Source organism: Actinomadura sp. NPDC047616, from assembly GCF_040642915.1.
GTDB lineage: Bacteria > Actinomycetota > Actinomycetes > Streptosporangiales > Streptosporangiaceae > Spirillospora > Spirillospora miaoliensis.
The window spans coordinates 48,595-62,606 of record NZ_JBEYTB010000005.1; the positions used below are offsets into that span (position 1 = coordinate 48,595).

Here is a 14,012-nt window from a genome sequence, read left to right on the forward strand (position 1 = left end):
CCGCGCCTGAAAGCTCGCGAACGCCCCTGAACGTCCGCCCCGCTGACGAACCCCGATGAAGAGGTCGCGCCTATGAGATTGTTCAGCCTGACGGAGAAGCAGTTCACCGCGCTCGCGGACCTGTGCGAGGCGGTCGTGCCGGGGTCGCGGGCGACCGGCCCGGCCGTCTACGTCGACTCGCTGGTCGCCGACGCGCCCGAGCCGCGCCGCGCCGCCGTGGTGGCGGCGATCGAGGAGGTCGCCGCCGCGCGCGCCGGGGGAGCCCCCTACGAGGAGCTGGCGTCCCGCCCGGCCTTCCAGATGCTGCGGGCGCTGGCGATCGAGGCGTACTACGGCGACTTCCGGCGCCCCGGCTACGACGGCCCGTCCGGATGGGACGCGACCGGGTTCGGCGCGGCGCCGATCGTCGCGATGTCCAAGCAGGACTGGTCGTTCCTCGCCTGCCACCGGGAGGCCGGATGAGCCGCGAGCACGCCGAGATCGTCGTCGTCGGGTCGGGTGCCGGGGGCGGCGTCGTCGCGTCCCGGCTGGCCGAGGAGGGACGCCGCGTGGTGCTGTTGGAGTCGGGCGGCTACCACCCGGCGAGCACGCACGACCGGTTCGAGCTGCGCGCCGCGCGGCTGCTGTGGAACCCGCCGCGGTTCGGCATGACCGCGCCGGACGGGTCGCGTCCCGTCGTCATGGTGTCCGGCCGCGGCGTGGGCGGCTCCACCCTCATCAACACCAAGATCGGCATGCGTGCCGTCGCGCAGGACCACGCCAAGTGGCACGCGGCCAGTGGCCTGGTCAACGAGCGCGGCGAGCCGTTCTCCGCCGCCGACCTGGACCCCTGGTACGAGCTGGTCGAGCAGCGGATGGGCGTGCGGCCCCGCACCGACTGGACGCACAGCGTGCGCACCGTCGAACGCGGCTTCAGGGCCGTGGGCGCCTCCCTGGAGCCGGTCACCTCGTACACCAACGCCGACTGCGAGAGCATCGGCTCGTGCACGGCGGGCTGCCCCACCAACGCGGGCGGCTCGGCCCTCAACCGCTACATCCACCCGGCGATGCTCACCGGCAGGCTGGACGTGCGGCCCGGCACGCTCGTCGGCCGCGTCCGCGTCACCGGCGAGGGGACGGACCGCCGCGTCGCGGGCGTCGACTACGTGGACGCCGACGGCGCCCACGAGCTGGACGCGGACGTGGTGGTGCTCGCCGCCGGCTCCCTGGTCACCCCGCAGCTGCTGCAGCGCTCCGGCCTGGCCGCGCTGGACACCCCGAGCGCCCGGCTGATCGGCCGCAACCTCGGCACCCACACCGCCCGCATGGTGCACGGCGTGTTCGACGACGTCATGGACACCCACGTGGTGTACCCGCTGACCGCGCACTGCCGCGACTTCGCCCGCGACGAGGACGGCGGGTTCATCGTGGAGGCCACCACCATCCTGGACCCGGTCGGGCTGGCGTCCAACCTGGTGGACGAGCACGGCCGTCCGCTGTGGGGCGAGCGGCTGGCGTCGGTCATGCGCCGGTTCCGCCACATGACCGCGCTGATGATGATGACCAACGACTCCAACACCGGCGTGGTGGAGGAGACCGGCGACCTCACCGGGCGGATCAGCGTGCCGATCCCCGAGGAGGACCAGGCGCGCCTGGACCGCGCCCACGAGTTCTGCGAGCGGGTGCTGCGCGAGGCGGGCGCCCGCGAGGTGGTCTCGACCGGCTACATCACCTCGCATGTGCAGGGAAGCTGCCGCATGGGCTCGGACCCGCGGCGGTCGGTGTGCGACGCGAACCAGAGGATGTGGGACGTCGACGGCCTCTACCTCGGTGACGCGTCGGTGATCCCGCGCACGCTCACCTACAACCCGTCGCTGACCATCATGGCCCTGGCCGAACGCCTGGCCGCCCACCTGGCCCGCTGACCCCCCGGTGAAACGTGCGGCGCCGTGGCGGGTCGCCCCCGCCACGGCGCCGCGAACTCCTCGGGTGCTACCCGGTCACGGTGACGGTGGCCTGGCGGCGGACGCCGTTGACCGTCACCGACAGCGTCGCCTTCCCGGGACGCAGGGCCGTGAGCCGCCCGGTGGCCGGGTCGAACGTCACGGTGTGCAGCCAGGGCAGGGCGCGCCGGGCGTCACCGATGTGGACGTTCGGCGACCCGCTCCAGTCGGCGCTCATCGGGTAGGCCAGCGGCATGTCCTCGCCGTCCTGGCGCAGCGTGGCGGTCACGTGCGCGGTCGTCCCGGCCTTCACCCGCTCCGGGACGGTCAGGCTGAGCTCGTCGACGTGGGGCCGCACCTCGGCGCGCAGCCACCCGTCGCCGCCGCTGCCGCGCGTGTTCACGCGCGGGTCCACGCCGAACATCGTCCAGCCGGTGAAGCCGCCGTCGGCGGGGGAGCCGGACGGGTTCTTGCCCGAGTTGCCGTTGACGAACGTGGGCACCCCGTCGACCCGGGACGCGTGGAAGACGCCGACGTGCGCGTTGACCACGGCCGCGCCCTTGCCGGTCCGGGCGCGGAAGTCGGCCGTCCACTTCTCCAGCAGCGCCGCCTCCTTGCGGTCGGCGAGCTGGCTGTTCTTGCTCGGCAGCGGATCGCGCGCCGGATGGTGGCCGAACACCATGACCGACCGGACCGACCTGTCGCGGGCCGCCTCGTCCAGGGCGTCGCGCAGCATCGTCAGCTGGGCGTAGGAGCTGGTCCGGTAGGTGCCGGTGGACGAGTCCAGCAGCACGAACCGGGTGCCCTTGTGGTCGAACGTCCGCGACGGCTCCCCGAACACCTTGCGGAAGTTGTCGATGTCGCCCGGCCCGTAGATCTCGTGGTTGCCCGGCACGTAGTAGTAGGGCAGCCGTCCGCCCAGCTCCTCGTCGAGGATCTTCTTGGCCAGCGAGAAGTCGGCCTCGTACCCGGTGTCGACGAAGTCGCCGTTGATGACCAGGAAGTCGGGTTTGGTGGCCAGTACCTCCCGCAGCGTGCGCCGGGCCTGCCGGACGAATTCGCTGTCGGGGTCGGCGGCGACGAACTGCGCGTCCGACAGCACCGCGAACCGCCACGGGCTGCCGTCGGCCGTGCCGTCCTGGATGACCAGCGGGTCGGGGACGCGCTCGGGCGCGGGCGGGGTCTGCACCGGCGGCGGCACCTTGGCGGTGAAGTCGTCGATCAGCACCTCGCCGGTGTACTGCCGGTTGGCGCTGGTCTCGATCGTGTAGAAGCGGGTGACCTTGATCGGGTACGCCACGGACGCGGGCACCTGCATCTCGATCTGCCGCCAGCCCTTCCAGGTGATGTACGGGCCGTACAGCGAGTAGGACTGGCCGTTGGCGTCGGTGATGGTGAACGCCGTCCACTCGCCCTTCTCGTCGCCGTGCACCCAGGCGCCCAGCGCCAGCGGCTGGCCGGGGATCTCGATCGGCGCGGGCGGGTAGGCGTAGGCGGTGCGGGTCGCGGTCGACTGGGTGAAGTCGTACGACAGCCGTAGCCCCCGACCGGTGTGGCCCTCGGCGACCGGCTCGACCTTCCCGGATCCGCGCGCGGTCCCGAACCGCCACCGGTCGGCGTCGTCGAAGTCGGCGATGGTCTTCTCCTCCAGCCCGACGCTGACGGGGAACACCGTCGTGTGACCCTTGACCTCGACGGTCACCAGGGTGGAGCCGGTGGGGCCGCGCGGCGTGGCGGTGAACAGGCCGTCCTCGCCCGGCTTGATGTCCAGCAGCGCGGTGTCGTAGGTGAGTTCGGCGTCGGACGGCTCGATGGGAGCGGTGAACCCGTCCTCGTCGAACCCGACGACGCCGAACGCGCCGCCGCCCTTCTGGTCGGGGATGGTGACGCGGTCGACGGTGGCGCCGATGCGGGCGAGCGGGCCGAGCACCGTCAGTTCCGTCTGGCCGCGTGCCCTGCCGCGCGACGCGGTGACCGTGGCCTGCCCGGGCCTGCGGGCGTGGAAGGTGCCGTCGCGGCCGACCGTGCCGGCGCCGCCGCCGGCCGTCCAGCGCGGGGTGCCCGCGGCGGGGCCCTGCGCCTCGTCGTGACCGCGCGCGACCAGCCTGCGGGTCAGGCCGGGGAAGACGCGGTCGGGACGTCCGCCACGGGTGGGGCCGACGCCCGGGGCGCGCGTGGGGTCGGCGGCCGGTTCCACCCAGAAGCCGGTCAGCCTGCCGCTGCCGTCGGCGAACAGGCCGATGCCGTTGGGCGTGGGACGCTCGGCGCCGTCCGACGGCTGGTTCTCCACCTGCCCGCGCGTCTGGCCGGGCTCGCGGGCCAGCAGCGTCGACGAGCCGCCCCCGTCGAGGTTGAGGGCGTCGTGCGCGCCCGCCTCCTTCATCAGCGCGGCCAGTTCCGCCAGCGTGACGCCGCGGCTGTCGACCTGGCGGCCGTCCACGGTCATCAGGAACATGCGGCGGTGGTCGGCGGAGAACCCGACCGCCGTGCGCGGGTGCTCGGCCGGGTCGGTCAGCGCCGGGATCGCGCCGTCCTTGATCAGCGTCTGGTTGCCGCCGACGGCGAAGGCGGGCGCGCCGTCTGCCGACGCGCGCGGCCGGTAGCCCAGCCCGACCGCGTCGCCCGGCTTGAGGGTGCGCAGCAGGTCCCCGCCCTTCTCCCGGCCGACCAGCACGAACGCGTTGGAGGGGATCTCCCCGGAGCCCGGCGTGCCGCGGATCTCGGTGACCTTGCCGTCCACCACCAGCACCTCGGCGACCCGCTGCGCGCCCTGCGCCAGCGACCTGCCGCGGGTGGCCGACCCCCACAGGGAGGTGAAGGCGCCGATGCCGTCCTGCTTGACGAAGTGGGCGTTGAGCTGGTCCAGGGGGACGGTGCGGCCGCCGGGCAGGGTGAGCTCGCCGTCCAGCAGCGTCTGCGCGATGCGGCCCAGACCGTCGGCGCCCACCCCCGCCGTCTGGGTGGACCAGCCGGGGACCGCTGACTTGACCAGCTTCCCGTCGTCCACGGCGGCGCCGTTGGCCGCGCCGGTGTTGTTGATGTCGAAGAAGTCGCCGTTCACGCCCGCGATCGCCCCGGCGCGGTCGGCCTGCCGCGACAGCGGCGACACCTCGGAGACCTTGCCGGGCGACAGGTACCCGGCGCGCACCTTGGCGCCCAGGTCCACGGTGAGCAGGTCGGCGCGCAGCCACCCCTTGGCGTCGAGCCGGTCGAACGAGGTCAGCGTGGTGCCCGGCGCGACCGGCCGGGCCGTGCGGTCGGTCTCCAGGTGGCCGCCGGCCGCGGCGCGGGGCGCGCCGAGCAGCAGCCGGTCGGCCTCGCGGGCGACGGGCGAGGCGGGATCGGGCGCCGCCCCGGTGCGCGGCGGCGGCGGTGGCGGCGCGGCCAGCACCGGCGGCGCGGCGCCGATGACGAGAGCCGCCGCCAGGCCGGCGGCGGCCGCGGGGAGCGCGGCGCGCCGGCGTGGCGGTGTACGGAGGATGACCATGGGAGACGCCTCCTCGGACGACCCGGCGGGGCACCCCCCGCCCTTGATCATTTGCGGGGCAATGCAAGCAGACGGCGGTGTCCGCCCGGCCAACTCGGCACGAATGATCGGAAGCGTCCCGCGCACCGGGCCCGCCGTCCAGGCCGGGCGCCGGGCCGCCCGGCGCAAGGCGGACGGGACCGGAACGAGACGTCCGCGCGACCTGCGGCACCGATCCTGTGGAGCGACGGCCACCGGAGATCGGAGGCGGCAGTGTCCGTGCGACGTGTGGGACGCCTCCTGGCGCTGGGCGTCCTCGTCCTGCTCGCCCTGTCGGCGTGCGGCGGGGACGGCGAACGCGCGCTGCCCGGGGCGTGGGTCGACATCGCGGTCATGCCGGACGGCGGCGCGCAGGTCGATCTGCGCGCCGCCGGGAGGCTGCGGTCGGACGCCGAGGTGCGGGACCTGGCCGGGGCGGTCGCGCGGGAGGTGTTCCCCGGCGCCACCGGCGTCCAGGTGCGCACCGTGACCAGCCGCGGATACCCGTTCGCCAGGGCGGACGTGACCGGCGCCTACCGGCCGGGCCGCACGGTGCCGCTGGAACTGGACACCGCGCGGGCATGGCGGCGGCTGGCCGCCCGGGGCTTCGACGAGGGCGGGGTGCGGTTGTGGCTGCCGTCCGTCCCGGCGACGGTGCGGCCGCGGCCGCCGGGAGGAACCGCGGACGTGCCGGAATGGACGGTGGGGCGGGGACGGCCCGCCCCGGTGGTGCGGGTCGTGATGCGGCCGCGGCCGGCGCTGTGGTTCGGCGCGGCCGCGCTGCTGGTGCTGGTCGTGGCGGGGGTCGTGGTGTCGGCGGCGGCACGGCGCTGGTACGTCGCCGTGTCCGCCGCCGCGGTCGCGATCGTCTGCGCGGTCGTCACGGTCTCCGCGGCGGCGGGCCGGCAGGGCGACAACCTGGGCGTCGCCGGGGTGCTCGGCGGGCGCGCCCTCGCCGTGGCCGCGGGCGCGCCCCTGGCGGGGCTGCCGCTCGGGCTGGTGGCGGTGGTGCTGTTCGTGCGGGCGCTGCGGCGGCTGCTGGACGACCCCGCCGCGGCCGGCTCCCCGTACGCCGCTAGACGACCAGGTCGAGGAGGAGCACGAACACCAGGCCGGTGACCGACAGCACCGTCTCCATCAGCGACCAGGTCTTGACGTTCTGCCCGACGCTCAGCCCGAAGTACTCCTTGACCAGCCAGAACCCGGCGTCGTTGACGTGCGAGAAGAACACCGACCCGGCGCCGATCGCCAGCACCAGCAGCGAGGTCTCACCGCTGCTCAGGCTGGTGACCAGCGGGGCCATGATGCCCGCGGCGGTGACGGTGGCGACGGTGGCCGAACCGGTGGCCAGGCGGATCAGCACCGCGACCACCCAGGCCAGCAGCAGCACCGACAGGCCGCTGTCGGCCACCCAGTCGGCGACCAGCTTGCCGATCCCGGTGTCGACGAGGGTCTGCTTGAAGCCGCCGCCGGCGGCCACGATCAGCAGGATGCCCGCGATCGGCGGCAGCGACTTCTCCAGCACCCCGGAGACCTCGCGCAGGCTCATGCCCGCGCCGCGGCCGAAGGTGAACATCGCCACGATCACCGCGATCAGCAGCGCCACCAGGGGGGTGCCGAGGTTGTCCAGGACGGTGCGCAGGTGGTCGCCCTCGTCGAGGAAGATGTCGGCCAGCGCCTTGCCCATCATCAGCACGACCGGCAGCAGCACCGTGACCAGGGTGACGCCGAACGACGGGCGGCGGCGGGCGGCCCCGGCGTCGCCCTTCGTCACGTCCACGGCGGCGTCCGTCCCCGCGCCCGCCGCGGCGCCCGTCTCGTAGAGGGTGGGGGCCGGGACGTCCACCCAGCGGGCCGCGTACCGGGCGAACAGCGGCCCGGACACCGCGATCGTCGGCAGGGCGACGAGCACGCCCAGGGCCAGCGTGACGCCCAGGTCCGCCTTGAGCGCGTCGATGGCCACCAGCGGGCCGGGGTGCGGGGGCACCAGGCCGTGCATGGCCGACAGACCGGCCAGCGCCGGGATGCCCACCCGCACCAGCGACAGCCCGGACCGGCGCGCCACCAGGAAGATCACCGGCATCAGCAGCACGAGCCCGATCTCGAAGAACATCGGCAGCCCGATCAGCGCCCCGACCAGCGCCATCGCCCACGGCAGCGCGCGCGGACCGGCGCGGCCGACGATGGTGTCGACGATCTGGTCGGCGCCGCCGCTGTCGGCCAGCAGCTTGCCGAACATGGCGCCGAGCGCGATCAGCGCGCCGACGCCCGCCGCCGTGCTGCCGAACCCCTCGCCGAACCCGCTGACCGCGTCGGCCATCGGCAGCCCGGCGATCCCGCCGACCAGCAGCGAGCCGAGGGTGAGGCTGAGGAACGGGTGCACCTTCAGCCAGGTGATCAGGGTGACGATCAGCAGGATCCCGGCGAGCGCGGCCAGCACGAGCCGGCCGCCGCCGGCGATGGGCTCCTCGGGCGGCGCGAGGGCGAGTGCGGTGAGGGCGGGGGCTGTCATCAGGAACCTCCGGGGAGACTCCCGCCTTCCGGGCGGGGGGAGGGATTGGGGGTGAGGGGGCCTTGGTCAGGCCCCGCGCGGCGGGGAGGCCGAGGCGCCGGGCGCCGCGTCCAGGTAGGCGTCGACGAGCGCCTCGACGGAGGCGTCGAGATCGAGGACGATCCCGCGCTCGTCCGGGCCGAGCGGCTCCAGCGTGTCGAACTGGGAGTCGACCAGCGAGGCGGGCATGAAGTGGCCGGGACGGGCGGCGACCCGCCGCCGCACCACCTCGCGGTCGCCGTGCAGGTGCACGAACGTCACCTGGGGCGCCTTCTCACGCAGCAGGTCGCGGTACGCGCGCCGCAGCGCCGAGCAGGTCACCACGCCGCCGCCCGGCGCGTGCCCGGCCAGCCACACGCCGATCGCGCGCAGCCAGGGCAGCCGGTCGGCGTCGTCCAGCGGGAGGCCGGCCGACATCTTGGCGATGTTGCCGGGCGGATGGAAGTCGTCGGCGTCGGCGAACGGCACGCCCAGCCGCTGGGCGAGCGCGGCGCCGAAGGTCGTCTTGCCGGACCCCGCGACGCCCATGACGACGAGCAGCGGGGCGGCGGGGCCGCGGGCTGTGTCCATGACATCGACCTCTCGGATGACGTTTGCCAGAGTGTGACATGATTAATCAGCTCTTAACAACACCTGACCTGCATAAGTCTGACTTTTTACCCTCGTCCGCTCCGTGCGGAGCCATACGTGTGATGATTGGTGGCCATGGGGGGCAATGACCACGCCGGACTGCACGGCAGTGTCCTGGACCAGCTCGGCCTGCTGATCACCTCGGAGGAGCTGGCGCCCGGCCGGGTGCTGCGGATCGAGGAGCTGGAGGCCCGGTTCGGGGTGTCCCGGTCGGTGATCCGCGAGGCGATCCGGGTGCTGGAGTCCATGGGCATGGTCAGCAGCCGCCGCCGGGTCGGCGTCACCGTCGCCCCGCGCTCGGCCTGGAACCTGTTCGACCCGCGCATCATCGGCTGGCGGCTGGACGGCGGGGGCCGCGACGAGCAGCTGCGGTCGCTGAGCGAGCTGCGCCGCGGCGTCGAGCCGGTGGCCGCCGCGCTGGCCGCCCGCCGCGCCACCCCCGCCCAGTGCGGCACGCTGACCGGCGCGGTCATGCAGATGGCGGTGCACGGCAGGTCCGGCGACCTGGACGCCTACCTGGAGGCCGACGTCCTGTTCCACCGCACGCTGCTGGAGGCGTCCGGCAACGAGATGCTGGGCGCGCTCGGCGACGTGGTGGCCTCCGTGCTCGCGGGCCGGCACCACCACCATCTGTTCCCCGCCCGGCCCGAGCCGGCGGCGATCCGCTGGCACGCCGAGGTGGCGCAGGCGGTGCAGGCGGGGGAGCCCGAGGCCGCCGAGCGCGCCATGCGCGACATCGTCGAGGAGGCGACCCGCGCCATGCTCGGCGAGCCCGTCCCCGAGGCCCCCGACGCCTCCTAGGCCGGAATCGGCGCGTCTCCCGGCGACCGGCGAGGCTCCCCGGTAGGCGAAGCTCCCGGTCAGAGCGGGGCCGACGCGAGCACCGCACCGGCGACCGGGAGGGCGCCCGGGAAACCTCCGGGGGCGTACCTGGGGGGCAGGTGGTGGAGCAGATGCCATGGAGGCGCGCCGTGGGCGGGTACACCTGGCCCAGGGAGCCGCAAACGGTCATCGGACGAGGGCGCGGACGGGGAAGGATCTGGCGCGACGGTGTCCGCGGACCGGCGGCGGCCCGACCTCCGGAGGTGCGACGTGAACGACGTGACCGGCGGCAAGTCCTTCATGCCGACCCGCAAGTGGTGGGCGGCACTGATCACGGCCCTCACCGTGGTCATGATCAACTGGGTCCAGGCGGGGTCGCTCAGCAAGGAGATCCTCATCGCCCTGATCGGGGTGATGTCGCAGGCCGTGGTGTCGTACCTGGTGCCGAACGACAGCACGCCCGGCGGCGTACCGCTCAAGCGCTGACCTGCGCTCTCGCGGCGAGCGGCGGCCGGGTTCCTCCTCATGTCCTGACATTCAGTCAAAAGCATGTTTGGACAAGATCTGATCACAAAGGGCATTGGAACGTGCCATTCTGCCGGTGCCCCTGGCTACGATCACCTGCGACGCCGACGCCTCGCCGTGGAGGCACCATGACACAGACCCTCAGCGGGACCCGGTTCGACGACACCCGGCAGGACATCCGGCCGGAAGGGGAGGAGGCCGCCGCACCGGGCCGTGCGCCCGCGCCGACCCTGCACGATCCGTGCGCCGAGCGCGAACGGGCGGGCCGGCGGCTGCCGCGCGGGGACGACGCTCCGGAACTGGACGTCTTCCTCACCGGCCAGGTCTTCATGGACATGATCTTCACGGGCCTGCCGGGCCTGCCGCCGCCCGGCACCGAGCTGGTCACCGACGGCCTCGGCTCGGCCCCCGGCGGCGTGGCCAACATCGCCGTCGCCATGAGCCGCCTCGGCCTGCGCGTCGGGCTGGCCGCGCCGTTCGGCGACGACATGTTCGGGTCGTACCTGTGGCGCACGCTGTCCGAGCAGGAGGGCGTCGACCTGCGCCGCTCCCGGATGATCCCCGGCTGGCCGTCCCCGGTGACGGTGTCGCTGGCCTACGACTCCGACCGCAGCATGGTGACGTACGCCAAGCCCATGCCCCTGCCGCCGGACGACCTGGTCACGGTGCCGCCGCAGGCCAAGACGTGCTTCGTCGACATCGACCGGCCGGTGCCCGAGTGGGTGAAGGCGATGCGCCGCGACGGCGCCCGCGTGTTCGCCGACCTGGGCTGGGACTCCACCGAGACGTGGTCCACCGAGGTGCTCGACCGGCTCCGGCACGTCGACGTGTTCCTGCCCAACGCCGTGGAGGCCATGGCCTACACCCGCACCGGCTCCCCGGAGGAGGCCGCGCGGGCGCTGTCGGAGCGGGTGCCGGTGGTGGTCGTCAAACGCGGCGGCGACGGCGCCCTGGCGATCGACTCGATCACGGGGGAGCGCGCCGAGACCCGGGCGCTGCCGGTGGAGGCGCTGGACGCCACCGGCGCGGGCGACGTGTTCGCCGCCGGGTTCGTGTTCGGCACGCTGGCGGGCCTGCCGCTGGACGAGCGGCTGCGGTTCGCCAACCTGTGCGCCGGGCTGTCGGTGCGGCACCGCAGCGGGTCGCTCGGGTCGCCGTGCTGGGGCGAGATCGCCGCGTTCGGCGAGTCCGGCGAGGTCCCCGAGGAGGTACTGGAGGACTACGCCTTCGTCGTACCCTTCATCCCCGACTCGGCCGACGACACCGTCGTCCGCGCCGAGCCCACCCTGCGTTCCCACTCGGGGGGACGACCCCCCGAGGTCCCCCCGGCGACTACGAGAGCGGAGACACGATGACGACGCGCATCGCGGTGATCGGCGCCGGCAGCGGCTACATGCCCGGCGTCATCCGGGGGCTGCTGCACCGCGCCGCCGACCTGGCCGGGGCGCAGCTGCGCTTCCACGACGTGGACGCCGACCACCTTGACGTCATGACCCGGCTGGCCCGCAACATGTTCGCCGCCCGCGGGGCCGACTTCACCGTCAGCGCCCACACCGACCTCAAGGCCGCGCTGGACGGGGTGGACTTCGTGTTCACCACCTTCCGGCCGGGCGGGCTGCGCGGCCGGCACCTGGACGAGTCGATCCCGCTGAAGTACGGCGTCGTCGGGCAGGAGACGGTCGGCCCGGGCGGGTTCTTCATGGCCTGCCGGTCCGTCCCGGTGCTGCTGGAGATCGCCGCCACGCTCGCCGAGGTCGCTCCGGACGCGTGGATCATCAACTACACCAACCCCACCAACGTGGTCACCGACGCGGTCTCGCGCCACACCGGTGCGAAGATCCTCGGGCTGTGCGACCAGTGGGTGGGCGACACCGAGACCTGGGCCGACCTGCTCGGCCTGCCCGTCGAGGGCCTGGAGATCGACTGGATCGGCACCAACCACGGCACCTGGGCCGAGCGGGTCCGGCTGAACGGCGAGCCCGTCGACATCGCCCCGCTGCTGGAGGCCATGGAGCCGCACGGCGACGCCACCCCGCACCGCGACCCCGTCCGCATGGCCGAACTCGGCAAGGCCCTCGGCCTGCTGGTCAACTCCTACTCCAAGTACTACTTCTTCCACGACGAGGTCGTCGCGCAGCTGCGGGAGAAGGGCACCACCCGCGCCGAGGACATCCTGGCGATGCTGCCCGACTACTACGCGCAGGTGGCGGGGGAGGCCGACAAGCCCGACCCGGACCCGAGCCGCGAGCGCGGCGGCGGCGAGCACGGCGAGTTCGCGGTGGACGTGATCTGCGCGATCGTCCGCGACGAGCAGCGCCGGTTCATCGTCAACACCCGCAACCGGGGCGCGATCGCCACGCTGGAACCCGACGCGATCGTCGAGGTCCCGGCGGTGGTGGGCCGCCAGGGCGCGGTGCCGCTGGTGATGGGGGACCTGCCGCGCCAGGTCCGCGGCCTCACCCAGGCCGTCCACGAGTACGAGCGCCTGGCCGCCGACGCCGCCGTCACCGGCGACCGGCGCACGGCCCTGCGCGCGCTGCTGGCCCACCCGTTCGTCACCAGCCTGCGGGTCGCGGAGCGGATCCTCGACGAGGGCCTGGCCGCGCACCGCGCCGACCTCCCCCAGTTCACGAAGGAGCGGTAGCAGATGCCGACGACACCCAGCGCGAGGAGAGGCGGCCCGAGGAGACTCGGCAGGCGGGCGGTGCTGGCCGCGGTGGCGGTCGCGGCCCTCGGCACCGCCTGCGCCCCCGGCTCGGACACCGAGCAGCCGCAGGGCAAGGCGCCCGCCGCGGTCAGCACCGACGTCGCCAAGGCCGGCAACGTGACGCTGACCGTCTGGGACCAGGAGGTCCAGGGCGGCCAGCGCAAGCAGATCGAGAAGCTGAACGAGCAGTTCCAGGCCAAGTACCCGAACGTCAAGATCAACCGGGTGTCGCGGTCGTTCAGCGACCTGCAGAAGACGCTGCGCCTGGCGCTGTCGGGCGACAACCCGCCCGACGTGGTCGAGGCCAACCAGGGCTACGCGGCGATGGCGCAGTTCGTCAAGGCCGGCATGCTGCTGCCGCTGGACTCCTACGACCAGGCCTACGGGTGGCGCAAGCGCTACCCCAAGGGCCTGATGGACCTCAACAGCGTCACCACCGACGGCAAGCTCATCGGCTCGGGCAGCCTGTACGGCGTCTCCCTCAACGGCGAGATCGTCGGCCTGTACTACAACAAGGACAAGCTGTCCAAGCTGGGCATCCGGGCGCCGCAGACCTGGGGCGAGTTCGAGCAGGCGCTGGCCACCGCCAAGAGCAAGGGCGAGATCCCGATCGCGTTCGGCAACCAGGAGAAGCTGCCCGCGATGCAGCTGTACGGCATCGTCCAGGACCAGCACGCCGACAAGCAGACCGTGCGCGACCTGGTGTTCGGCAAGAGCGGCTCGTGGAGCGACGGCCCGAACGTGCAGGCGGCGCAGAAGCTCGCCGACTGGGCGAAGCAGGGCTACTTCACCAAGGACGCCAACGCCATCAAGTGGGACGACACCCCGGCCAACTTCGCCAAGGGCGACGGGGTGTTCATGTTCGGCGGCACCTGGTGGGCGTCCGACCTGATGGACAAGATGGGGGACAAGGTCGGCTTCATGCTGCCGCCCCCGGCGCAGGCGGGCGGGGCCTCGGCGACCATGGGCGGCGAGAGCCTGCCCTGGTCGATCACCGCCAAGTCCAAGCACCCCGACGTGGCCGCCGCCTACATCAACTTCATCACCTCGCCCGAGGCGATGGACGTGTCGGTCGAGACCGGCAACCTGCCCGCGCTGGCGCCGCCGTCCAAGAAGCCCGAGGGCGCGCTGATGAAGGACATCCTGTCCGCCTGGGAGACCCTCAGCAGGAACGACGGCATCACCCCGTACATCGACTACGCCACGCCGACGTTCGCCGACGCCTTCGGCGGTCCGCTGCAGGAGCTCATCACCGGCAAGACGACCGCGCAGCAGGCGATGCAGAAGGCCCAGGACGACTACGCCGCCTTCCAGAAGAAGAAGTGAGCGGGCCGAGCGTCCTCCGACACG

Annotated in this window: 11 protein-coding genes; 8 read left to right on the forward strand and 3 right to left on the reverse strand. The window is 73.5% G+C overall.

What is annotated here, in order from left to right:
* Nucleotides 1–72 precede the first annotated feature (72 nt).
* The gene (locus ABZ801_RS13775; RefSeq protein ID WP_360697246.1) at nucleotides 73–462 is read left to right on the forward strand and encodes a hypothetical protein; all 390 of its coding nucleotides are present in this window, start codon (nucleotides 73–75) and stop codon (nucleotides 460–462) included.
* On the forward strand, nucleotides 459–1,904 hold the full coding sequence (locus ABZ801_RS13780; protein ID WP_360697249.1) for a GMC family oxidoreductase: 1,446 nt from the start codon (nucleotides 459–461) through the stop codon (nucleotides 1,902–1,904). The genes ABZ801_RS13775 and ABZ801_RS13780 overlap by 4 nt, the downstream gene beginning before the upstream one ends.
* Nucleotides 1,905–1,971: 67 nt before the next feature.
* Here ABZ801_RS13780 and ABZ801_RS13785 read toward each other — a convergent pair whose 3' ends face one another.
* Entirely contained in the window at nucleotides 1,972–5,409 is a 3,438-nt protein-coding gene (locus tag ABZ801_RS13785) for a phosphodiester glycosidase family protein (RefSeq protein WP_360697252.1), read from the reverse strand.
* 252 nt (nucleotides 5,410–5,661) lie between these two features.
* On the opposite strand from ABZ801_RS13785, the gene ABZ801_RS13790 reads away from it, so the two are divergent.
* Entirely contained in the window at nucleotides 5,662–6,546 is an 885-nt protein-coding gene (locus ABZ801_RS13790; protein WP_360697255.1) for a hypothetical protein, read from the forward strand.
* On the opposite strand, the gene ABZ801_RS13795 is transcribed toward ABZ801_RS13790, so the two are convergent.
* Entirely contained in the window at nucleotides 6,503–7,939 is a 1,437-nt protein-coding gene (locus tag ABZ801_RS13795; RefSeq protein ID WP_360697258.1) for a gluconate:H+ symporter, read from the reverse strand. The two genes, ABZ801_RS13790 and ABZ801_RS13795, sit on opposite strands and share 44 nt — an antisense overlap.
* A 66-nt stretch (nucleotides 7,940–8,005) precedes the next feature.
* The gene (locus ABZ801_RS13800; protein WP_344958191.1) at nucleotides 8,006–8,548 is read right to left on the reverse strand and encodes a gluconokinase; all 543 of its coding nucleotides are present in this window, start codon (nucleotides 8,546–8,548) and stop codon (nucleotides 8,006–8,008) included.
* Nucleotides 8,549–8,683: 135 nt separating this feature from the next.
* Between ABZ801_RS13800 and ABZ801_RS13805 the strand changes: the two genes are divergently transcribed.
* From ABZ801_RS13805 to ABZ801_RS13825, 5 genes are all read left to right on the forward strand, one after another.
* Nucleotides 8,684–9,409 carry a FadR/GntR family transcriptional regulator gene (locus tag ABZ801_RS13805; RefSeq protein ID WP_344958190.1) on the forward strand — a complete coding sequence of 242 codons (726 nt, stop codon included), beginning with the start codon at nucleotides 8,684–8,686 and terminating at the stop codon, nucleotides 9,407–9,409.
* 291 nt (nucleotides 9,410–9,700) lie between these two features.
* Complete coding sequence (locus ABZ801_RS13810) at nucleotides 9,701–9,916, forward strand: hypothetical protein (protein ID WP_360697262.1); 216 nt, start codon at nucleotides 9,701–9,703, stop codon at nucleotides 9,914–9,916.
* A 167-nt stretch (nucleotides 9,917–10,083) separates the two neighbouring features.
* Nucleotides 10,084–11,310: a carbohydrate kinase family protein gene (locus ABZ801_RS13815; RefSeq protein ID WP_344958187.1), complete on the forward strand. Its 1,227-nt coding sequence runs from the start codon at nucleotides 10,084–10,086 to the stop codon at nucleotides 11,308–11,310.
* Entirely contained in the window at nucleotides 11,307–12,599 is a 1,293-nt protein-coding gene (locus tag ABZ801_RS13820) for a glycoside hydrolase family 4 (RefSeq protein WP_344958185.1), read from the forward strand. The genes ABZ801_RS13815 and ABZ801_RS13820 overlap by 4 nt, the downstream gene beginning before the upstream one ends.
* A gap of 3 nt (nucleotides 12,600–12,602) precedes the next feature.
* A complete protein-coding gene (locus tag ABZ801_RS13825) occupies nucleotides 12,603–13,988 on the forward strand; it encodes an extracellular solute-binding protein (protein ID WP_360697265.1) in 1,386 nt (461 codons plus the stop codon).
* Nucleotides 13,989–14,012 lie beyond the last annotated feature (24 nt).